Annotated in this window: 19 protein-coding genes and 1 pseudogene; 11 read left to right on the top strand and 9 right to left on the bottom strand. The window is 69.9% G+C overall.

The window, feature by feature from the left end; translation table 11 throughout:
* Positions 1-130: 130 nt before the first annotated feature.
* Entirely contained in the window at positions 131-1,801 is a 1,671-nt protein-coding gene (locus ACI2L1_RS36070) for an alkaline phosphatase D family protein (RefSeq protein WP_404743641.1), read from the bottom strand.
* 71 nt (positions 1,802-1,872) lie between these two features.
* Positions 1,873-2,517: an HNH endonuclease family protein gene (locus tag ACI2L1_RS36065; RefSeq protein ID WP_404743640.1), complete on the bottom strand. Its 645-nt coding sequence runs from the start codon at positions 2,515-2,517 to the stop codon at positions 1,873-1,875.
* A gap of 353 nt (positions 2,518-2,870) precedes the next feature.
* Here ACI2L1_RS36065 and ACI2L1_RS36060 point away from each other — a divergent pair, with 353 nt between their 5' ends.
* Together ACI2L1_RS36060 and ACI2L1_RS36055 are read left to right on the top strand one after the other, a co-directional pair.
* The gene (locus ACI2L1_RS36060; protein ID WP_404743639.1) at positions 2,871-3,452 is read left to right on the top strand and encodes a TMEM165/GDT1 family protein; all 582 of its coding nucleotides are present in this window, start codon (positions 2,871-2,873) and stop codon (positions 3,450-3,452) included.
* Between the two features lie 156 nt (positions 3,453-3,608).
* Positions 3,609-4,274, top strand: coding sequence for an HAD-IA family hydrolase (locus ACI2L1_RS36055; RefSeq protein ID WP_404743638.1), 666 nt, complete (start codon positions 3,609-3,611; stop codon positions 4,272-4,274).
* 66 nt (positions 4,275-4,340) lie between these two features.
* On the opposite strand, the gene ACI2L1_RS36050 is transcribed toward ACI2L1_RS36055, so the two are convergent.
* A complete protein-coding gene (locus ACI2L1_RS36050; protein ID WP_404743637.1) occupies positions 4,341-5,270 on the bottom strand; it encodes a peptidoglycan-binding domain-containing protein in 930 nt (309 codons plus the stop codon).
* 160 nt (positions 5,271-5,430) lie between these two features.
* Between ACI2L1_RS36050 and ACI2L1_RS36045 the strand changes: the two genes are divergently transcribed.
* A complete protein-coding gene (locus tag ACI2L1_RS36045; RefSeq protein ID WP_404743636.1) occupies positions 5,431-7,473 on the top strand; it encodes a DHA2 family efflux MFS transporter permease subunit in 2,043 nt (680 codons plus the stop codon).
* Positions 7,474-7,944: 471 nt separating this feature from the next.
* On the opposite strand, the gene ACI2L1_RS36040 is transcribed toward ACI2L1_RS36045, so the two are convergent.
* Complete coding sequence (locus ACI2L1_RS36040) at positions 7,945-8,433, bottom strand: GNAT family N-acetyltransferase (protein ID WP_404743635.1); 489 nt, start codon at positions 8,431-8,433, stop codon at positions 7,945-7,947.
* 67 nt (positions 8,434-8,500) lie between these two features.
* On the opposite strand from ACI2L1_RS36040, the gene ACI2L1_RS36035 reads away from it, so the two are divergent.
* The 3 genes from ACI2L1_RS36035 (at position 8,501) to ACI2L1_RS36025 (ending at position 10,408) form a co-directional block, all read left to right on the top strand.
* Positions 8,501-9,196 carry a hypothetical protein gene (locus ACI2L1_RS36035; RefSeq protein ID WP_404743634.1) on the top strand — a complete coding sequence of 232 codons (696 nt, stop codon included), beginning with the start codon at positions 8,501-8,503 and terminating at the stop codon, positions 9,194-9,196.
* A gap of 5 nt (positions 9,197-9,201) precedes the next feature.
* On the top strand, positions 9,202-9,858 hold the full coding sequence (locus ACI2L1_RS36030) for a hypothetical protein (protein ID WP_404743633.1): 657 nt from the start codon (positions 9,202-9,204) through the stop codon (positions 9,856-9,858).
* Between the two features lie 157 nt (positions 9,859-10,015).
* Positions 10,016-10,408 (top strand): hypothetical protein, encoded by a 393-nt coding sequence (locus ACI2L1_RS36025; protein WP_404743632.1) that lies wholly within the window; start codon positions 10,016-10,018, stop codon positions 10,406-10,408.
* A 45-nt stretch (positions 10,409-10,453) separates the two neighbouring features.
* On the opposite strand, the gene ACI2L1_RS36020 is transcribed toward ACI2L1_RS36025, so the two are convergent.
* Both ACI2L1_RS36020 and ACI2L1_RS36015 read right to left on the bottom strand, forming a co-directional pair.
* On the bottom strand, positions 10,454-11,125 hold the full coding sequence (locus tag ACI2L1_RS36020) for an O-methyltransferase (RefSeq protein WP_404743631.1): 672 nt from the start codon (positions 11,123-11,125) through the stop codon (positions 10,454-10,456).
* Between the two features lie 87 nt (positions 11,126-11,212).
* Positions 11,213-11,401 (bottom strand): annotated as a pseudogene (locus ACI2L1_RS36015) (MFS transporter); the annotation flags it as partial.
* A gap of 180 nt (positions 11,402-11,581) precedes the next feature.
* Between ACI2L1_RS36015 and ACI2L1_RS36010 the strand changes: the two are divergent.
* A complete protein-coding gene (locus ACI2L1_RS36010) occupies positions 11,582-13,588 on the top strand; it encodes a bifunctional glycosyltransferase 87/phosphatase PAP2 family protein (protein WP_404743630.1) in 2,007 nt (668 codons plus the stop codon).
* Between the two features lie 110 nt (positions 13,589-13,698).
* Here the strand turns inward: ACI2L1_RS36010 and ACI2L1_RS36005 are convergent, their stop codons facing one another.
* Positions 13,699-14,937 carry a cytochrome P450 gene (locus tag ACI2L1_RS36005; protein WP_404743629.1) on the bottom strand — a complete coding sequence of 413 codons (1,239 nt, stop codon included), beginning with the start codon at positions 14,935-14,937 and terminating at the stop codon, positions 13,699-13,701.
* A gap of 222 nt (positions 14,938-15,159) precedes the next feature.
* Between ACI2L1_RS36005 and ACI2L1_RS36000 the strand changes: the two genes are divergently transcribed.
* The gene (locus tag ACI2L1_RS36000) at positions 15,160-16,329 is read left to right on the top strand and encodes a steroid 3-ketoacyl-CoA thiolase (protein ID WP_404743628.1); all 1,170 of its coding nucleotides are present in this window, start codon (positions 15,160-15,162) and stop codon (positions 16,327-16,329) included.
* On the opposite strand, the gene ACI2L1_RS35995 is transcribed toward ACI2L1_RS36000, so the two are convergent.
* Both ACI2L1_RS35995 and ACI2L1_RS35990 read right to left on the bottom strand, forming a co-directional pair.
* A complete protein-coding gene (locus tag ACI2L1_RS35995) occupies positions 16,313-16,567 on the bottom strand; it encodes a DUF397 domain-containing protein (RefSeq protein ID WP_404743627.1) in 255 nt (84 codons plus the stop codon). The genes ACI2L1_RS36000 and ACI2L1_RS35995 overlap by 17 nt on opposite strands.
* The gene (locus ACI2L1_RS35990) at positions 16,548-17,375 is read right to left on the bottom strand and encodes a helix-turn-helix transcriptional regulator (protein WP_404743626.1); all 828 of its coding nucleotides are present in this window, start codon (positions 17,373-17,375) and stop codon (positions 16,548-16,550) included. The genes ACI2L1_RS35995 and ACI2L1_RS35990 overlap by 20 nt, the downstream gene beginning before the upstream one ends.
* Positions 17,376-17,467: 92 nt before the next feature.
* Between ACI2L1_RS35990 and ACI2L1_RS35985 the strand changes: the two genes are divergently transcribed.
* From ACI2L1_RS35985 to ACI2L1_RS35975, 3 genes are read left to right on the top strand one after another with little or no spacing between them, the layout of a single operon-like run.
* Positions 17,468-17,860, top strand: coding sequence for an ATP-binding protein (locus ACI2L1_RS35985; RefSeq protein WP_404743625.1), 393 nt, complete (start codon positions 17,468-17,470; stop codon positions 17,858-17,860).
* Between the two features lie 7 nt (positions 17,861-17,867).
* Positions 17,868-18,491 carry a DUF6461 domain-containing protein gene (locus ACI2L1_RS35980; RefSeq protein WP_404743624.1) on the top strand — a complete coding sequence of 208 codons (624 nt, stop codon included), beginning with the start codon at positions 17,868-17,870 and terminating at the stop codon, positions 18,489-18,491.
* Between the two features lie 44 nt (positions 18,492-18,535).
* Complete coding sequence (locus ACI2L1_RS35975; protein ID WP_404743623.1) at positions 18,536-18,991, top strand: hypothetical protein; 456 nt, start codon at positions 18,536-18,538, stop codon at positions 18,989-18,991.
* Positions 18,992-19,068: the final 77 nt, after the last annotated feature.

The following is a 19,068-nucleotide window of genomic DNA, read 5'->3' as shown; positions in this document are numbered from 1 at the left end:
GAGTGGGACTCCCGGGCGTGTGGCGGAGCCGTGGAGCTCCACCGGAAGCGGACGGTCCGCCTCATCATGCCGTCGGGACCACGGGGTGCCGTGCCCGGGGTGCACGGACTGTGGTGACGGAAGGGGCCGATCACCGGGCGAGTCGGGGCGCCTTCTGCCCGCTCTCGCCGGTGAGCTCGGACTCCGACACCTTCACCAGCCGTGCCCGCCCCGCACCCGACTCCCGCGCCCGGTCCAACCGTAGCCGCGCCGAACGCCCGCGCAGCGTCAGCGTCATGAGCTGGTTGCCGAACCAGGGGCCGCCCGTGTGCCGCCAGGAGACCGGCGGTCGTGCACAGCGTCCGTGCCGGGCGAGCCGCCGCCCCAGCGCCCGCGCCGTCGCGCTCCAGCCGAAGCGGAAGCCGAACCGTATCCAGCGGGGGACGGAGTTGTGGACCGGGGAGCAGGTGAGCTGGAGGACGCGCGCATCCGGTCCGCCGGAGTGCCACTTCGGCTCGGCCACGTACGCGTGGTGCACGTCCCCGGACAGCACCAGCACCGTCGCCGGCGCCTCGGGCCCCGACCCCACCTCGGCGATCAGGTCCGCCAGCGCCGCGAAGGACGTCGGGAACGCCGCCCAGTGCTCCAGGTCCGCCTTCCGCCGCAGATCCTCCCCGAACCGGGCCCAGCGCGCCCCGCGGTCGCCCCGGCACAGCGCCGCGTCCCACGCCTCGGCGTCGTGCACCAGGTGCGGCAGCAGCCAGGGCAGTGAGGTGCCGATCAGGAGATGGTCGTAGGAACCGCGCTCCTCCAGCACCTGGTCGCGCAGCCACTCGGCCTGGCCGGAGTCCAGCATCGACCGGTTCTCCTCGTCGAGGACACGGGCCGCGCGGGAGTCCACCATGAGCAGCCGCACCCGGCCGAAGTCGCGCCGGTAACTCCAGCGCACGGAGGCCGGGTCGGTGTCGGCCCTGCAGGTGAAGTCGCGCAACTCGTCGGTGCCGTCCGGGGATTCGCGTACGGCGGCGTAGAGCGGGTCGGCGGCCAGCTCGGCCGGGGTGAGGTTGCCCAGGTGCTGGTACACCCAGTACGACATCAGGCCGCTCAGTACCCGCTCCCGCCACCACGGGACGGCGCGCATGTCCTCGACCCAGGACGCGGACGTGTTCCAGTCGTCGATGACGTCGTGATCGTCGAAGATCATGCAACTGGGCACGGTGGACAGCAGCCAGCGCACCTCGGGGTCGAGCCAGGACTCGTAGTAGAGGTGCGTGTACTCCTCGTAGTCCGCCACCTGGTCGCCCGGCGGCTCGCTCAGATCGCGGCGGGCGGCCAGCCATTTCCGGGTGGCCGGGGAGGTCTCGTCGGCGTAGACCTGGTCGCCCAACAGCAGGAGGACGTCCGGCCGTTCACCAGCCGGGTCGGCGGCGATCCGGGCCGCGAGGGTGTCCAGGGCGTCAGGGCCGACGGGGTCCTTCTCGCCCTCCGGGGGCGCGGCCCAGCGGCAGGAGCCGAAGGCGACGCGGACGGCGTCGTCCTCGGCCAGGGTGTGGATGACCGACGGAGGAAAGGGCGAGTCCGGCAGCGGCCACACGCGTGTGCCGTCCAGGAACACCTCGTACGACCGCTCCGTGTCCGGGTCGAGGCCGTCGACCGGGACGAGGGCGTAGTAGTGGCCCGCGACCTGGAAGGTGTGGGCCTCGCCGCCGGTGCCGTCCGAGCAGCGCACCTCGGCGGTGCACGGACGGCTCGTCTCGACCCAGACGTTCGCGGACGAGCCGTCGACGTACCTGAGCAGTGGTCCTAGGCGCAGATCCGCCACGTGATCCTCCTCCGTCGCCCCGTACGGTACGGAACGACGGAGGGCTGCGGGGAGGTTCCGTTACGGAATCGTCAGCAGTTGGCGAGGTAGCTGGTGAGCGCGCTCTTCTCCGCCGAGTCGACGGAGAGGTCGTAGTAGTACTTCACCTGGACCCAGGCACGCACGTACGTGCAGCGGTACGAGGTGAGCGACGGCATCCAGGTCGCCGGGTCCTGGTCGCCCTTGGACTGGTTCACGTTGTCGGTGACCGCGAGGAGCTGCGGGCGGGTGACGTCGTTGGCGAAGGCCTGGCGCTGGGCGGTGGTCCAGGCGTCGGCGCCGGAGTCCCAGGCCTCGGCGAGCGGGACCAGGTGGTCGATGTCCACGTCGGAGGCGGCGGTCCAGGTGGCGCCGTCGTACGGGGAGTACCAGCTGCCGCTGGTGGCGGTGCAGGCGGAGTTGGTGACGACGTTCGAGCCGTCCCGCTTGAGGATGTACTCACGGGTGTTGCAGGTGCCGCTGATGGTGATCCACGTCGGGAACAGGTCGCGGTCGTAGCCGGTGCGGTCCTCGGTCGCGACGGTGAGCGTGGCGAGGTAGCTGCGGGCGGTGGCCGCGCTGACCGGGGTGGGGAGGGCGGCGGAGGCGGACGGGCCGTTGAGAACCGCGACGGAGGCTATGAGGGCGGTGAGTGCCCCGAGTATGCTGAGCCGTCGACGCGCGTAGAACTTCGGCATGCGAACTCCCTTGCGGGGTGGGGGTGTTGGAGCGCGGGCGAGGGAATGCTCGCCGCGCTGTGTTGCCGGGAGGTGTGCGCTCGGTAAGAAGCTAGTGACGTGTACATGACACGACAAGGTTTATCGCGAAACGATCACGTAAGATGGTCGGAGTTGAAGGGGAGTAGCTCTTCGCCGGACCGTCGACATACTGCTCAGCTCGTTCTGAGCCGGCGCCCGGAGGCAGGTCGTGTACGCGGCCGGCCAGCGAGACCTTCGGCAGAGCAGCGCACTGACCGTGTGCTGCCGTGCCGAGGTGTCTTCGTGTGAGGTGCAGCACTCTCGGTGGGGCAGCCCCGACCGATTGAGGACCCTTGATCAGCTTCACCGTGACGGCCGTCGTCTTCGGCGTCGTCTTTCTCGCCGAACTGCCCGACAAGACCGCGCTCGCCGGCCTAGTCCTGGGCACCCGCTACCGCGCCTCCTACGTCTTCGCGGGCGTCGCAGCCGCCTTCGCGCTGCATGTCGCGCTCGCCGTGGCGGCCGGCAGCGTGCTGACCCTGCTGCCGCAGCAGATCGTGCAGGCGCTCACCGGCGTGCTCTTCCTGGGTGGCGCGGCCGTCCTGCTACTGAAGAAGGACGACGGCGACGAGGAGATCCGCAAGCCGGAGGACCAGTCCTTCTGGAAGGTCGCCGGGGCCGGGTTCATGCTCATCCTGGTCGCCGAGTTCGGGGACCTGACCCAGATCATGACGGCGAACCTCGCCGCCCGCTACGACGACCCGCTCTCCGTCGGCCTGGGCGCGGTGCTCGCGCTGTGGGCGGTCGCCGGACTCGGCATCGTCGGCGGAAAGGCCCTGATGAAGCGGGTCCCGCTGAAGCTGATCACCAAGGTGGCCGCGCTGCTGATGCTGGGACTCGGACTGTGGAGCCTGTGGGAGGCCGCGGCCGGATGAGCTGAACAACGGGTGAACTGTTACGGGCGGTTTCCGAGCGCGGTGGCGGAACCCCGCCTTATTTTGTACCGTGGATGAACAAAGTGGCCTCCGCCCGTTTTCCCTGACCGGCGGGCGGGGCCACCTTGTCTCTTCCGTCTGTTTCTGGAGTTGCCGATGACGGCCGCCGCGTTCACCGTGCTCACCGCCCGCGCCCTCCTGCTCGACATGGACGGCACGCTCGTCAACTCCGACGCCGTCGTCGAACGCATCTGGCGCCGCTGGGCCGAACGCCACGGGCTGGACGCCGACGAGGTCATGAAGGTCGCCCACGGCCGCCAGGGCCACTCGACGATGGCCGTCCTGCTGCCCGACCGTCCCGTGGAACAGAACCTCGCGGACAACGCGCGCATGCTCGCCGAGGAGACCGCGGACACGGACGGGGTCGTGGCGATACCGGGCGCCCGGGAGTTCCTGGCGTCCCTGCGGGGCCTGCCCCACGCCCTGGTCACCTCCGCCGACGTCCCGCTGTCCACGGCCCGGATGGCGGCGGCGGGCCTGTCCCTTCCCGGGATCCGGATCACGGCGGAGTCCGTGGGCGCGAGCAAGCCGGATCCCGAGGGGTTCCTGAAGGGCGCGGCGGAACTGGGCGTGGCTCCGGCGGACTGCGTGGTCTTCGAGGACTCCGGGGCGGGGATCGCGGCGGGTAGGGCGGCCGGGATGCGGGTGGTGGGGATCGGCCCACGGGCAGGTCTGCACGGCCCGGATGTGGCGGTGCGCGATCTGACGCAGGTGCGGGTGGAAGCGCAGGAGGACGGCACGCTTCGGATCCACGTCAGGTAGATCTACCCAGGGGCGGGCAAGGGGAACTGCGCGACGAGGCCCACCGGCCCGCACCCAAAAAACGACCTATGGCTCCGTGGTCTCAGACTCCAGCCGCTCCCGAGTCACCAGGTCATACACCCCGTACTCCGCCACCTGAATCCCCCGAGCCCACTGATACCGGCTCACCGCATCCTCGACACCCTCGTTGTAGTGCCCACTCGCCTTCCGCGTGTACAGCCCGAGCTGAGTGAGCCGCAGTTCGAGCTCGACGACCTCCGCGCCATTGGACCCGCGCCGCAACACCGGTGGAGCCACCGCCGCGTCCGACTCGCTCGCCGAGTCCGTCGCGCCGGAAGCCGTCGGTGTGGCCGTCGGTTGCGCCGACAGGGACGGCGTCGGGGAGGCGCTGGTCCTCGACGGGGACGGGGACGCCGACGGGCTCGCGCTCGCCGTCGGGGACGGGGGTGCGGTGGACGGCCGTACGGACACCGTGCTCGTGGACGGCGACACCGACGCCGGGGTCGTCGTCGAGTCCGGGACCGCCGGCCGTACGTCCTCCGGCGCAGCCTCGTCCCGTGACGGCGACTCGTACGCGAACAGCCCACTGGCGAAGCCGGCCGCGGTGACCACGGCCACGACCGCTCCGGCTGCGGCGAGGAGGACCGTACGAGGTCGGGTTCGGCGCGGTCGGTCGTCGGGGGCCTTGTCGGGGTCGGACGGGGCTCCGGCCGCCTCGAACAGGCTCAGGTCGGTGGGGTTCGGCCGGGGTGGCACGGCGCGCAGCGGCATCGTGATCTCCGGTACGGGCATCTGCGGCACCGGCGCGGTCTCGTCGTCCAGTTCCACGTACGGCCGTATGCGCAGCGGATCGAAGTCCTCCGCCGCGGCCGCCTCCGCCGTACGTGCGTCGCGCAGCGCGTCCGACGCGCGCCGGGTGCACCCGCACGACGGGGTGTTGTCGGCCCCTCTCGGCGCCCCGCACTCCGGGCACTGATGACTGTTCGACTCCGCCATGTGTTCGTCCCTCCCCTCACAAACCCCAGAGATTATGCAGAACCCCTCCACAGTCGGCTTACGGAAGCCCCCGGAATAACTGCTTCCAACAGGACTCAACAGGCCATAAGCGGTCACACCGACCACGATGGAGTGGTAACGAGAGCCCCGGGAGGACTTCATGGCCGCGGATGCGCACGGTATGACGGGGAATGTGCGAGACACGCCAGAACAGCACGTGTCCGGCAACGTCCTCGTCTCGATCGGGGCCCTGCTGCTCGGGATGCTGCTCGCCGCCCTCGACCAGACCATCGTGTCCACCGCACTGCCCACCATCGTCAGCGACCTCGGCGGGATGGAGCATCTGTCCTGGGTGGTGACCGCGTATCTGCTGGCCTCCACGGCGGCGACGCCGTTGTGGGGCAAGCTCGGCGACCAGTACGGGCGCAAACGGCTGTTCCAGACCGCGATCGTGATCTTCCTGATCGGGTCGGCGCTGTGCGGAATGGCCCAGGACATGGCCCAGCTCATCGCCTTCCGGGCCCTGCAGGGGCTGGGCGGCGGTGGGCTGATGGTGCTGTCGATGGCGATCGTCGGCGACCTCGTCCCGCCGCGCGAACGCGGCCGGTACCAGGGGCTGTTCGGGGCGGTGTTCGGCGCGACGAGCGTGCTCGGCCCGTTGCTGGGCGGGTTGTTCACCGAGCATCTGAGCTGGCGGTGGGTGTTCTACGTCAATCTGCCGGTGGGTGCGGTCGCGCTCGCCGTGATCGCCGTCGTGCTGCGGATTCCCCGTAAGTCGACCAAGCACGTCATCGACTACCTGGGGACCTTCCTCATCGCCGCCGTCGCCACCTGTCTGGTGCTGGTGGCCTCGCTGGGCGGCACGACGTGGGGATGGGGGTCCGCGCAGATCGTCGGGCTCGCGGTGGCGGGGGTGCTGCTCGCGGTCGCGTTCGTGGCGGTCGAACGGAGGGCCGCCGAGCCCGTGTTGCCGCTGAAGCTGTTCCGGGTCCGGACCTTCACGCTGTCCGCGGTCATCAGCTTCATCGTCGGGTTCGCGATGTTCGGGGCGATGACCTATCTGCCGACCTTCCTACAGGTCGTGCAGGGGGTCTCGCCGACCATGTCCGGTGTGCACATGCTGCCCATGGTGTTGGGGCTGCTGGTGTCCTCCACGGTCTCCGGACAGATCGTCAGCCGGACCGGGCGGTGGAAGGTGTTCCCGGTGGCCGGGACCGCGGTCACCACGCTGGGGCTGCTGCTTCTGCACCAGCTCGACGAGAACAGCTCGACCTGGGTGATGAGCGCGTACTTCTGTGTGTTCGGGCTGGGGCTCGGCCTTGTCATGCAGGTGCTCGTGCTGATCGTGCAGAACGCCGTGTCGTACGAGGATCTCGGTGTCGCCACCTCCGGGGCGACCTTCTTCCGGTCCATCGGGGCGTCGTTCGGTGTCGCGATCTTCGGGACGGTCTTCGCGAGCCGGCTCGGGGGCAAGCTGGCGGACGCGTTGCGCGGGGACCAACTGCCGCCAGGGGTCTCGGTGTCGGGGCTGGAGTCCGACTCCCGGGGGCTCGCGGAGCTGCCGGCCGCGGTGCGTCCCGTGGCGCTGCACGCCTACGCCTCCTCGATCACCGACGTCTTCCTGTACGCCGCGCCCGTCGCGTTCCTCGGGTTCGTGCTCGCCTGGTTCCTCAAGGAGGACCGGCTGCGGGGGTCGGTCACGGCTCCCGATGTCACCGAGACGCTCGCCAGCAATCCGGTGGAGCGGTCGTCGTACGACGAGGTGTGCCGGGCGCTGTCGGTGCTCGGGACGCGGGAGGGGCGGCGGGAGGTCTACCGGAAGATCACCGCTCGGGCCGGGGACGACCTGTTGCCCGCCGCGAGTTGGCTGCTGCTGCGGATGCGGAGGCACGGGTGGGTGGAACCGGCGCTGCTCGCCGAGCGGGCCACTGTGCCGCTGACCGTGATCATCGAGGCGGTGCGGCAGGTGGAGGAGCGGGGGCTGGCCTCGCGGGACGGACTGGATCTGCAGCTGACGGAGCGGGGGCGGGAGGTCGCCGCGCGGCTCGCGGAGGCTCGGGAGGCGTCGTTGGCGGAGCTGCTGGGGGACTGGTGGGGGCCGGGGCGGCCGACGGATCTTGCTCAGCTGGTGAAGGATCTGAACGACGAGCTGTGCGGGTCGGATCGGGAGCAGCCGTATGACGGGCCTGGGGCCCGGATGTGATGGGGGCGCGGGTGCCTGCGGCGGCGGGTGCGGCTTGGTGGGGGCGGGCGTTTTGCGCAGTTCCCCGCGCCCCTGAGTGCCTGCGGCGGCCTGTGCGGCTCCGGTGGGGGTTTGTGTAGCGCGTCGGGTTCGGTGTGTTCGGCGGGGGCCGGGGGGGGGGGGGGGGGGCGCGGGGGGGGGGGGGGGGGGGGGGGTGGGGGGGGGGGGGGGGGGGGGGGGGGGGGGGGGGGGGCGGGGGTGGGGGGTGTCCGTCCTCGGTCCGGCGGTTGCTGTTGATTCACATGTGCTGGATAACGGACGCCGGCCGCTGCGGGCGGACACCCCCCACCCCGGCCCCTTCGCGCCGTCGGCGACTGCAGCTTCCCAGGGGCGCGGGGAACTGCGCGACCAGCCACAACGGACCCGCAGCCGCCAGTCGTCACAGGGAGGCACATCCGAGGCGCACGGCCCAAGCCCAGCGCTGGCCGCCCGCTACAGGACCTTGCTGAACCAGTGCTCGGCGTACTTGTCGTCGTTGTGCGGGGCCGTCTCCTCGTAGCCGAGGCGTGCGTACAGGGCGCGGGCCTCGACCAGGTCGCTTCGGGTGTCGAGGATCAGCCGTGTGGCGCCGAGTCGGCGGGCCGCGTCCTCGGCGGCCCGGACGAGGGGTGTCGCGCCGCCCTTGCCGCGCAGTTTCTCGTAGAGGAAGACCGTGGTCAGTTCGGCGACCTCGCTGCTCAGGAGCCGTACGCCCGCGCTGCCGGCCGGCTCTCCGGCGTAACGGGCCACCAGCAACTGACCCGTGGGCGGGGTGAGCTCGGTGCCTGTGCGCTTGGCGAGCTCTCGTTGGAGCTCGGCCGGGTCCGTGCGGCGGTTCTCGTGACGGAGGTAGTAGCGGTCGCTGACCTCGGTGTAGTACGCGCGCCAGAGTGCGGTTGCCGTGGGGGAGTCGGGGGGCTCCGGGGTGACGGTCCAGGTCATGGCCTGATTGTCGCGTACACAGATGTGGGGGCGGTTTGAATTAATGGGTGAGGGCAACCCGGCTGGCATGTCAACAGGCCTGATCATCGCTCTGATCGTGATCGTGGCGGCCGTCCTTGTCGTGGCGGCCGTCCTGACCCTGCGTGGCCGGGGCCCGCAGCACGGCCGGGGCCTGAAGCGACGCTTCGGGCCCGAATACGGCCGCACCGTGGCCCGGCACGACGGGGACGAGAAGGCCGCCGAGCGCGAACTCGCCGAGCGCGTCGAGCGGCACGGATCCCTGCGCGAGCAGCCACTCGAACCGGCGGAGCGCCAGCGGTACGAGGCCCGCTGGACGGCCGCCCAGGAACGCTTCGTGGACTCCCCCCGGGAGGCCGTCGCCGAGGCGGACCGGCTGCTCGCCGAAATCGCCAAGGCACGGGGGTTCCCGGACGGCGAGCAGTACGAGGAGCAGTTCGCCGCGCTGTCCGTGCACCACGCGGACCATGTGCACGGCTATCGGCGCGTGCACGCGGTGGCGGGCGCCCGCGCCAACGCCGGACGGGACGGCGACGGCCGGGAGAACACGGAGGACATGCGCGCCGCGATGCTTGAGGCGCGGGCCCTCTTCGAGGACCTCGTCGGACCGGCTCGGAGCCGCGAGGAGTCCCGCACACCCACCGAAGAGTCTCACGTACACGCGGGTCAGCCGCGGGACGGTCGCAGCGACGGCCGCGGCCACCTGCCGTGGGCTTTCAACAGGCGTCAGGCGAAGGGGAGTTGAGCGAAATGGCGGACGCCACGAGCAGGTCGGGCGCCGACGGCACCCGGGGCGAGGACAGGACCGGCAAGGGCACGGGCGACCCCACGGGTGCGTACAGCCCCATGGCGACCCCCACCGAGTCGGCGACTCCGGCCACGGACCCGAAGGCGGGACGCCCGGCGACGGCGCCCGGCCGGGACGGGGTGCGGGGTACCGAGGACACGCCGGGTGGCGAGAGTGGTCTCAGGGGCGGCTCCGTCCCTGGTGGCGACAAGGCCTCTGGTTTCGGCAGTGAGGCCGGAGGCTTCGGTCGGGACACCGAGGTTCCCGGTCGTGAGACCGCGCGTGGGCAGGACGCCGGGTCCGGAGCGGGTGCGCGGAGTGCCTCGGGGCACCACGAGACGCGGCTTCTGCCGCACGACGAGTGCGACAAACTGGGGATGCGGCTGCAGCACGCCGTCGCCGGGTTCGTGGACGAGCCCCGGTCCGCCGTGGAGGAGGCCGACCACGTGCTGGAGGAGGCCGCCGCCCGGTTCGCGGACGCGGTGAAGCAGCGTCGGCGTACGTTGCGCAACTCCTGGCAGACCGGCGAAGGCAAGGCCGCTACCGCCGGTGACACCGAGCAACTCCGGCTGGTGCTGCGGGACTACCGCGAGCTGACGGAGCGGCTGCTGCACAGCTGACGCACGGTTCAGATCTACGACCGGCCTGCTGCCCGGAGTCGGGCAGCAGGCCGGTCTTGGGTACCTTGCGCCGGACACCGCCATGCCGGGCGATTTATCATGCGGCGGCGGCAGGTCAACGGGGTTGCCGCGCAAGGACCTTTCAGGAGGAGCGCACGTGCTCGAACTCACCATGGCCGTCGTCACCGCGGCGGAGGAGGGTGCCACGGCCGGGATGCAGATGGCCGACGCGCCCAGTGACCCGGGCACCGTGCTGCGCGTGGGCCGGGACAAGTCGGTGTGCCGGCTCTCGACGCCCGACGACTGGCTGTTCGTCTCCAGGGTCCACCTGGAGTTCCTGTGCGGGCCCGAGGGCGTCTGGCAGGTGACCTGGTTGCAGGGCTCGCAGGCCGACCCCTCGTCCGAGGTGCAACTGGTGGCCGGGGCGTACGCCCAACCGCTGGTCTACGGCGGCAGTGTGACGCTGCCCCGGGGCGGCAACGGCGAGATCATCATCCGTGACCGCACCGCCCCGCGCAGCGTCAACGTTGGCTTCTACCACGAGGTGTGAGGACCCGGGGGCACTCCAGGACCCGGGGTAATCCAGGGCCCAGGGTCACTCCAGTACGCGCGCCAGCGCGAAACCGTCGTAGCCCTTGCTGCCGACCGTCTGGATCGCCGTGGCGCTCAACCTCGGGTGCCGTCCGATGAGTTCGATGGCGGTGCGGGTGCCCTGGACGTCGGGGGCCGGGTTGGCCTGGTCGGCGACCCGGCCGTTGCGTACGACGTTGTCCACGACGATCAGGCTGCCCGCGCTGGTGAGCTTGAGCGCCCACTCCACGTAGTGCGGGTTGTTGGCCTTGTCGGCGTCGATGAAGACCAGGTCGAAGGGGGGCGGGTTCTCGTCGGCCAGCCGGGGGAGGGACTCCAGGGCGGGGCCGACGCGGACCTCGACGATCTTGTCGAGGCCCGCGCGGGCGAGGTTGCGGACTGCGACCTCGGCGTGCTTCGGGCTGTACTCCAGCGAGACCAGGCGGCCGTCGACGGGCAGGGCGCGGGCCAGCCAGATGGTGCTGTAGCCGCCGAGCGTGCCGAGTTCCAGAACCGTGCGGGCGCCCTGGATCTGGGCCAGGAGCTGGAGGAACTTGCCCTGTGGCGCCGTGACGGCGGCGTGCGGGAGCTCGGCGGCCTCGCTGTCGCGCACAGCCGCCAGGAGCGCTTCGTCCTCGCGCGCGAGGTGGGTGGTGAAGTAGTCGTCGACGTCGTCCCAGAGCTGCGACTCGCTCATGCACCTGTGCCTTTCATATGGCTAGTTAGAGCAGCTAACTAGTTGCGCTAATGAATATAGTCCGGCGCAGGGTCTCTGTCAGTGGCATTACCGCTGCGGGGGTGAGCCCGGCAGCGGCCGACTCGCCGACTCCGTCATGAACCGCACCGCCACACCGCCGACCACGGCCGCGGCCATCATGTAGCAGGCCGGCATCATCATGTTCCCGGCCGCGCCGATCAGGACCGCGCCATCAGCGGTGTCGTGCCGCGGTGTCGTGCCGCCGAAGAGGGGCACCGGTCGGAACGAGTCTTCCCTGGCCAGATGTGATCCATCTCGCGCCCTGGCTGCCCGAGGGCCCGCGCGGCGGACTATCGTCATTCGGACAAAAGGAGAGCGGACGTCAGGTGAAGACGGGGTTGCCTGCGTCCCCCCTCATGGACACGTGGCACGAACGGGACGAGAGGCCGACGAGGCGTGGCGAATGCGGAGCACAGTGGGACCAGTGAGGTCCAGGCGCGGCTGCGCGTGGCCAGGCTCGCCCTGTGGCTGGTGGCGGCCGTCCTCGCGGTACGGCAGGTGGCCGTCGTCCTCAGTACGCCGAGAGGCGAGCGGCTGACGGATCTGGAGACCTGGGTCGGCCCGGACGGCGTCCTGCATGTGAAGGGCTCGCTGTACGACTCGACGCAGTTCACCGGTACCCCCTTCGGGGGACTCGTCCTGAAGCCGCTGACCCGCGCGGCCGAACAGGCCCTCGGCTGGGGCTGGACCTTCGGCACCCTGCTCCTGGTCGTCGCCCTCGGCCTCGTCGCCGCCCGCGCCCTGCCCCAGCCCGTCAGCCGCCGCACCTCCCTGCTCGCCGCGCCGGTCGCGATCAGCCTGCTCATGCTGTCGCTGCCCGTGCGCAACACGCTCTACCTCGGGCAGACCAGCATCATCCCGGTCCTGCTGGTCCTGGTGGCCTGCTTCACCGTCCGCGGTGAGCGGGTCAGCGGCCTGCTCATCGGCCTCGCCGCCGCCCTCCAGCCCACGGTCCTGCTCTTCGCGGCACTGCTCTGGTTCACCGGCCGCCGCCGGGGCGCCCTGACCGCGGGTGCGACCTTCACCGCGAGCACCGCGCTCGCCTGGGCCGCGTTGCCGCACGACTCGTACACCTACTGGGTGCACCACATCGCGGGCACCGGCCTCGGCGGCCCCGCCGACGACCTCGCCAACCAGTCGCTGCACGGACTGCTGCTGCGGTTCGGTCTGAACGGACCGCTGGAGATCGGGCTCTTCCTGGTGCTGGGCGCGGCGGTCGCCGCGCTCGGCGTACGGCGGGCCGTCGGGTACGCGCGCGACGGGCAGCTGCTGCTCGCCGTGGCGATCACCGGGTGCGCGGCGATCGCCGTCTCACCGACCACCTGGCAGCACCAGCTGCTGTGGGTGCTGCTTGCGGTCGTGGGGCGAGTCGGCAAGCGGGCCTCCGACCGGTATGTGTGGCCGGTCGCCGTCGTCGTGGTGATGACCCTGCCGGCGAAGATGATGCTCCCGAACGTGTCGACGCTGTACACCCTGCGGGACAACGTGGTGCTGCTGGCCGCACTCGCCGCCGCCACCGTGATCCCGTTCCTGTCGCGGACCTCGCCGTACTACCGGTCACCGATCCCCACGGACTACGCGTCGGCGGTGCCCGCGCGGCTGCGGCACGTGCCGTTGCTGCCGTTCCTGCGTCGGGTGCTGACCCGGCCGAACCTGCTTCTCGAACTCCTGCTGATCCGTGTCACGTACGCCGCCTATCAGCAGGTCCGCCTCGCGGCGACCGGCGGCAGCAACGCGGCGGGGCGGGCCACCGCGGAGAAGCACGGCCACCAGGTCCTCGATCTGGAGCGGTGGCTGCACATCGACATCGAGCACTGGGTCAACCACGCGGTCGTCAAGGTGGACTGGCTGCGGAACTTCTTCGACTTCTACTACGAGTCCTTCCACTTCGTGGTGCCGCTGACCGTGCTGGCGGTTCTTTATTGGCGGCGGCCGGTGGACTACCGGTGGGCTCGGGCCTCGCTCGGCTTCGCCACCTTGCTGGCTCTCGTCGGGTTCTGGCTGTATCCGCTGGCCCCGCCGCGGCTGATGCCGGCGTTCGGGATCATCGACACGGTGCATGGGGTCCAGGACTTCTCGAAGCCGGATTACGGGACGCTCACTGCTTTGACCAACCAGTACGCGGCGATGCCTTCGCTGCACTTCGGCTGGTCGTTGTGGTGCGGGGTCGTGATCGCGGTCATCGCGCCGAAGTGGTGGATGAAGGGGTTGGGGTTGCTGCATCCGTTCTTCACGGTGACGGCGATCGTGGCCACCGGGAATCACTGGGTGCTGGATGCGGTGGGGGGTGCGGTGGTTGTGGGGGCCGGGTTCGGGTTGTCGTATGTCTTCCAGGGGCCGCGGGGTCGGGTGGTTGGTGTGGCGGCGGAGGTTGATGAGGAACGGGCGTTGGTGAAGAGGTAGCGCCTACTGGTGTGCCGCGCGGTGGTGGTTGGCGGGTGCGGCATCGTCGTGGCTTGTCGCGCCCACGCGGCGGAGTCGCAAATTGATACAGCCCCGCGCCCCTAAAAGACTCAACTGAGCGTTACTTGTAGCTCCTTGACGCCGTTTATCCACGCCGAGCGGAGACGGCGGGGGTCTCCGGCCGCCCGGAGGTTGGGCATGGCGTCGGCTATGGCGTTGAAGATCAGGTCTATTTCGAGGACTGCCAGGGACTTGCCGAGGCAGTAGTGGGGGCCTCCGCCGCCGAAGCCGAGGTGGGGGTTGGGGTCGCGGGTGATGTCGAAGAGGTCGGGGTCGGTGAAGACCTCGGGGTCGTGGTTGGCGGCTGCGTAGAAGATGCCCACGCGGTCGCCCTTCTTGATCTGTTTGCCGCCCAGTTCGGTGTCCTGGGTGGCCGTGCGCTGGAAGGCGTTGACCGGGGTCGCCCAGCGGACGATCTCCTCGGCGGCCGTCGACGGGCGCTCGCGTTTGTAGAGGTCCCACTGGTCGGGGTGGGTCAGGAACGCGTGCATTCCGTGGGTGATGGCGTTGCGGGTCGTCTCGTTGCCCGCCACCGCCAGCATCAGGACGAAGAAGCCGAACTCGTCGGAGCCCAGGTTGCCTTCGTCCTCCGCCGACACCAGGGTCGTGACGATGTCCTTCGCCGGGCACTGCTTGCGGTCGGCCGCCATGTTCATCGCGTAGGCGATGACCTCCATGGCCGATTCCTGGCCGACCTCCTCGCTGATCGCGTACTCGGGATCGTCGTACGAGATCATCTTGTTGGACCAGTCGAAGATCTTCGCGCGGTCGTCCTGGGGGATGCCGATGAGCTCGGCGATCGCCTGGAGGGGGAGTTCGCAGGCGACCTGGGTGACGAAGTCGAAGGAGTCGCCGGGGTGGGCCCGGGCCGCCTCGACGATCGCGTGGGCGCGGTTGCGCAGGCGTTCCTCCAGGGCGCGGATGGCCCGGGGGGTGAACACTCGTTGGACGATCCCGCGGACCCGGGTGTGTTCCGGCGGGTCCATGTTGAGGAGGATCAGGCGCTGCGCGTCGATCGCGTCCCGTTCGATGCGCTCGTTGAAGCGGATGATCGCCGTGTTGAGGGAGGAGGAGAAGATCTCGGGGTGCGTCGAGACGTACTTGACGTCCGCGTGCCGGGTGACCGCCCAGTACCCCTCGTCCTGGAAGCCGGCGACATTGCCCGACTGGGGGATCCAGCGCACCGGTTCGGCCCGGCGCAGTTCGGCGAACTCCGGCAGCGGCACGCGGCTTTGCAGCAGGTCGGGATCGGTGAAGTCGAACCCCTCGGGGAGCGCTGGACAGGTCATCGGCAACTCACTCCAGCTGTCTGGAAGCTTTCTGACGGTCCATCAGGAACAGAGCTGCCGTGAAGGTAGTAACGGGTTCTACAAGAGGCAAGGGGTGCGGAGGCCTCAATTGCCTGCAAGACCCTTGCGGTGGTGGCCGGATCGTCAGCAGACTGCACACAGCGCGCTAACTAGAACACGTACTAGTTCCAGGGATCCGTTCGGAGGAGAGGACCCGCACCCATGGCCGCCGAACCCGTGATCGTCGAAGCCGTCCGCACCCCCATCGGCAGGCGCGGTGGCGCGCTCGCCAATCTGCATCCCGCCTATCTGCTGGGCGAGACCTACCGTGAACTCCTCGGCCGCACCGGCATCCCCGCCGACGCGGTCGAACAGATCGTCGGCGGCACGGTCACCCACGCCGGCGAACAGTCCATGAACCCCGCGCGCACCGCCTGGCTGACGGTCGGGCTGCCGTACGAGACGGCGGCGACCACCGTCGACTGCCAGTGCGGCTCCTCGCAGCAGGCCTCCCACATGGTCGCCAACATGGTCGCGGCCGGGGTCATCGACGTCGGCATCAGCTGCGGTGTCGAGGCGATGTCCCGGGTGCCGCTGGGATCGGGGTCGAAGCACGGGCCCGGAAAGCCGTTCCCGGACGAGTGGAACGTGGACCTGCCCAACCAGTTCGAGGCGGCCGAACGGATCGCCCGGCACCGGGGGTTGACCCGCGAGAACGCCGACTCACTCGGCCTGATCTCCCAGGAGCGGGCGGCCGTCGCCTGGTCCGAGGAGCGCTTCAAACGGGAGACCTTCGCCGTCCAGGTCCCGACCACCGAGGACGAACAGCGGGCCGGGCAGGGCATGTGGCGGCTCGTCGACCGGGACGAGGGGCTGCGCGACACGTCCATGGAGGCGCTGGCGGGCCTGAAGCCGGTCATGCCGACAGCGATTCACACGGCGGGCAACTCGTCCCAGATCAGCGACGGCGCGGCGGCGATCATGTGGGCGTCGAAGCGGATGGCGCGGGCGCTGAAGCTGAAGCCGCGGGCACGGATTGTGGCGCAGGCCCTGGTCGGCGCCGACCCGCACTTCCACCTCGACGGGCCCATCGACGCGACCCGTGCCGTGCTGGGCAAGGCGGGCATGTCCCTGAAGGACATCGACCTCGTCGAGATCAACGAGGCCTTCGCGTCCGTGGTGTTGAGCTGGGCCCAGGTCTTCGAACAGGACCTGGAGAAGGTCAACGTCAACGGCGGCGCGATCGCGCTCGGGCACCCGGTGGGGTCCACCGGGGCCCGGCTCATCACGACGGCCCTGCATGAACTGGAGCGCGCGGACAAGGAGTTCGCGCTGATCACGATGTGCGCGGGGGGCGGGTTGGCCACCGGCACGATCATCCAGCGTCTGTAGACGTCCAGTTGACGAAGGCGGTGAAGACGGCGGGGTCGATCGTGAGGATCGGTCCCGCCGGGGTCTTGGAGTCACGGACGGCGACGGTGGTGGTCGTGTCGGCTATCTCGACGCAGTCACCGCCCTGGTCACTGCTGTACGACGACTTGCGCCACGCGAGCTGGCCCAGCGGCGCGCACTCCACGCACTCTCCGCCCTGGTCGCTGCTGTAGCTGGACTTACGCCAGTTGCTCTCCATAGCGGTCCTCCATCGCGCGCCGGATCAACTCCGCCGAGTCCTTGAGGGATAGAGCGGCGGCCCGGAGATGATCGTAACGGAGTGAGCAGTCCTTGACGGTGTCCGGGTTCGCGGTCGGATGTCCGCTGCCGTACCCCTCGGTGTAGACGATGGTCGGATCGCTCGCGAAGCGGTAGAGGTTGAACGAGCCGGTCAGTCCCGCGTGCGCGCCCGCCGAGAATGGCAGCACCTGGACGTTGATCCAGGGATCTTCCTCGAAGGACAACAGGTGGGTCAGTTGGCCTCGCATGGCGTCCCCGCCGCCGATCTCCTGGTACAGCGCGGCCTCGCTGATCACCAACCAGAAGACCGGCGGCTCCTCCTTCTCGAAGATGCGCTGACGAGCCAGCCGTACCGTGGTGCGGTCGTCGAGGTCGGTCCGGTCGAGCGCGCCGAGCGTGGCGCGGGCGTACCCGGAGGTCTGAAGCAGGCCGTGGATCATGTTGGCCTGAAACGTGCAGATTTCGATCGCCCGCGCCTCAAGTTCCGCCACCTGCTGAAACCACGCCGGCAGTTGACTCCGCAGCACCAGCTGGACGAGTCGCGTCAGCAGCCCGTCCGACCCCAGCGCCGCGTCCGCCCGCACGCTGAACTCCGGTGTGGGGATCTTCCTCGCCGTCTCGATCTGGCCGACGAGCGAGCCCGTGTAGTTGAGGATGTCTCCGAGTTGACGCTGTGTCAGGTGGGCGGTCTCCCGGAGTCGCCGCAGCTCGTAGCCGTAGTAGTCGAGCGGCGAGGCGCCGGGGTCGAGGGCGTTGATGGTCGTCACGCGAAGTCCCCTCTCGGGCAACTCGGCCCACTGTCACACTGGTTGTATCTGTTCGGTAGCCCAGCGTAGTCATGCGAGGTCACCCTCGTCATGTGAACGCATACATTCCCCAGTGGCGTCTGAACCTCACCGCGGGCGCCCACTCGGCCCGCCACATCCGCCGTATCGTCCGCTCGCTGCTCCACGAGTGGGAGCTGGCGGAGCTGTCCGACGCCGCCGAGCTCGGCGTGACGGAGCTGGTCGCCAATGTCGTACGCCATGTTCCGGACCGGCGGTGTGTGGTGCTGGTGCTGCGGCTGGAGTCCGGGGTCAGGGTGGAGGTCGCCGACGGAGTGTCCGAACTGCCGCTCCCAGTAAGGGAGTTGGACGGGGATGCGGAGCACGGTCGTGGTCTGGCGCTGCTGGACGCCGTCGTGGGCAAGTGGGGCGTGGGGCCGAGATCGGGTGGTGGCAAGACGGTCTGGTTCGAGTGCGGAACCTCATGATGGAGACATGACCGACGGACTCCGCTGGGTGGCCGAGGCGTATCCCTTCGGCTACAGCCTGGTGTTCTGTGAACATCTCGCGCCGACTGAGGTCCTCGTGCGGCTCGGTGCGCGGCGGGAGTTCCTCTTCCCGCTCACCCGCAGTCAGGCCCAGGAGATCGAGGTCCGCAACTCGATGGACGAGCCGTTCAGCCTGGACCACCTGGAGGATCTGGACGTCGAGGCCGTGGCGGAACTCGGCTTCCTGCGGCGCTCGGTGGACGCGGTCGTGCGGGCCGGGGAGATCGAGGGCTGGGCCTTCGCCGTCCAGGCCTCCACGTCGTACGTCTCCGCGGTGAACTACCTCCCCGTGCTCTCCCCGGGCGCCCGCGTCCTCGCCGTCAGCTGCGACGTCAATGCCACGCAGCGGGTGGAGTACGCGGTCGACGGGCAGGTCCTGTCCTCCCTCGACCCCGGGAATTTCCGGTACGACGACGGAGCGGACCCGTCGGTCCTGGCCTGGCCGACGGACGGCGGGAGCATGAGTCCGCCGCGGGTGCTGGAGTACCTGGAGAGCCGGTTCGGGCTGTGGGTGCCGAAGGATTCCGAGGAGCGGCGGCTCCCGGCGGCGGGACTGTCGACCCACCGATGACTTCGGACCGCCGACGGGGTCCTCATTCCGAGGAGGTGTTCGCGATGGACGCGACGGTAGGGCAGGAAGCTCTGGAGCGGTTGCGGGGGCTGGTCGGGGAGTGGGTGGTGGAGGCGGAGTTTCCCGGGCAGGGGGCGGCTGCCGGGCGAAGCGTGTTCGAGTGGACGTTGGACGGGCGGTTCCTGGTGCAGCGGACCGAGGCGCCGGATCCCGCGCCGGACAGCATGGCGATCATCTCGGTCGACCCGGAGACCGGGGCGTACACCCAGCACTACTTCGACTCGCGAGGGGTCGTACGGGTGTACGCGATGACCTTCGGCGGTGGGATGTGGCAGCTGTTGCGCGAGGAGGAGGACTTCTCGCCGTTGTCCTTCCGGCAGCGGTTCACCGGGCGGATGAGCGCAGACGGGGACAGCATCCACGGGGTGTGGGAGCAGTCGAAGGACTCCTCCGCGGAGTGGGAGGCGGACTTCGGGCTGACGTATCGAAGGAGCGGTTGAGAGCTCGGGGGGTCTGTGGTGTGGCGCGTATGACAACCTCGATGCCCGGGCCGCCATCGCTTCAGCGATGACGGAGG

It is taken from the genome of Streptomyces sp. NPDC019531 (assembly GCF_044903305.1).
In the GTDB taxonomy this organism is placed as follows: domain Bacteria; phylum Actinomycetota; class Actinomycetes; order Streptomycetales; family Streptomycetaceae; genus Streptomyces.
The sequence above is the reverse complement of the archived record's forward strand: the minus strand, read 5'-3'. Positions and strand labels throughout refer to the sequence as shown.